Source organism: uncultured Campylobacter sp., from assembly GCF_938045595.1.
Lineage (GTDB): Bacteria > Campylobacterota > Campylobacteria > Campylobacterales > Campylobacteraceae > Campylobacter_B.
Map to the genome: position 1 here is coordinate 1 of NZ_CALIBB010000301.1, position 1,838 is coordinate 1,838.

1 protein-coding gene is annotated in these 1,838 nt (G+C 38.8%); it reads right to left on the reverse strand.

Annotation, left to right across the window (positions count from 1 at the left end):
• The coding region (locus Q0340_RS11545; protein WP_298083425.1) for a hypothetical protein at window positions 1–1,789 on the reverse strand (1,789 nt) is incomplete at its 3' end.
• Window positions 1,790–1,838 lie beyond the last annotated feature (49 nt).

Sequence of the window (1,838 nt, forward strand, 5' to 3'; positions counted from 1 at the left end):
TTTGACTAGCTTTCATAGGTATAGCGTTTATTTTGGTAGTAACGCCACTATATTCGCTATCGTCAAGACGGTTGTTGATAGTAGCACTATTTGGAGTATAAGTGGCGCCTGCTCTATTGAAATTTACGCTTACTATAGAGCCTACCGCATCTTCGCTATTACCTCCATTATATCTATTTTCAAATCTTATTCTGTAATAGATATTTTCACCAGCTACGACGCCGTTTTTTATCTGCTCAGGAGGTTCACGTAGTTTTTTTACATCCTCTTCGCTTCTTCGGTTACCATCATTATCAAAGAATTTAACCCAGTTAGAGGCGTTATAGACTTCATACTGATAGCACATATTAGGCACATACATATCTACAGATACGGCTAGCATACTGATGAAGTTTTGATCCGCAGATTCTTTGCCATTTTGCTCTTTAACGGAAGCGCCTCCTAATTGAACATCTAAACTGGATTGTTTATTTCCCATCTTTGAGCTTATGTCAAATTCATCTAGGTCCATACCCCATCTATAATAAGTTCCTTTAGGATAGGTAAGTTTATAGTTGCCATCGCTATCTAGCTCCAAAATGGAAGTCGAGCCATCATATATATTTGCAAAGCCATTACCCAAATTAGCATTTACTACACTTCCGCTTAGAGTATCCATCGTATTTTTATTCTTATTTTCTACCTTGAAATACTCTTGCTCTCGCATCTCTCTTTCGCCTGCAAAGCCCAGGAACCCTAATTTTGCATTTACTTTACCTTGCCTTGGCGTATAAAAGCCGCTTAATTTTAAATTTACATTGATAGGCGAGTAACCAGGAGCCGGGGTAGACCATGGCGTAATAGTAACAAAATCGCCATAGATAGTTACATTTTTAGGCTTAAAATACGTATCTCGAATTTTTTTAGCTTCAGCGACACTCGCTACTCTGCCTATTACCTTATCAGAATTTTGAAGATCTTCCATTAGCTTCCTACGAGATGGTAATGTTTTATCATACACTATCACGACGCCCCATCCGCCATAAGCACCTACTCTTGCCGTCTCAAAACCGCCATTTAAAAATGAAGCTCCGTAAGCATCCCAGCCGGCGCTAGTTTTAATATTACCCACGGTAAAATCTATACTATCGGAATAATCCTTGAAATTTGCTCTTACGATGTTGGTTATATCTTTAGAGCAACCATATTGAAGGCGCATTTCGTTTAAAGGGTCAGTCCATTCATATCTCCAGAATAGATAGCTCTCTGTACCCGGAATCGGACCGCGATTTTCCCACCTCTTATAAACCTTGCCATTATAAGTAAAACTCTTAGGTATATTATTATCGGTTTCGCTACGATAATACCAACCGTACTTACGCAGATAATTAACCGCTAATCTTTTTTTTGCCATAACTTGCCCTTGGGCATTAGTTTTACAACCATGAGGTCCACTACCACGCTCACATTCTTTATAAACGCCTGCCTCTTTTGCGTCATATTGCCCGCCGTCTCTAGTATTTGCATTATAATTCCATGCAGCGTATCCGTCACATCTATCTCGTTCTATTTCCTCTATATTGGTTGCTTCAGAGCTTTTCGAACTTCTCATTCTAAACTGAACTTTATGATAATCCTTCGTAGCTTTAAAACCATCCAGTGCCTCGATATTAAATATATTTCCTTGCCAATAAAGCCTAGCATATACGATATCATCTGCAGTAACGCCTTTTGGTAACTTTAAAGTAGATGTAGAGCTATTTAAAGTAAAACCACCATCGTTGATATATGTACCCTTCGAGTCAAACATATAATGGGTGCCTTTATTAGGCCAACTAGAGGTTATAACCGATCCGCTA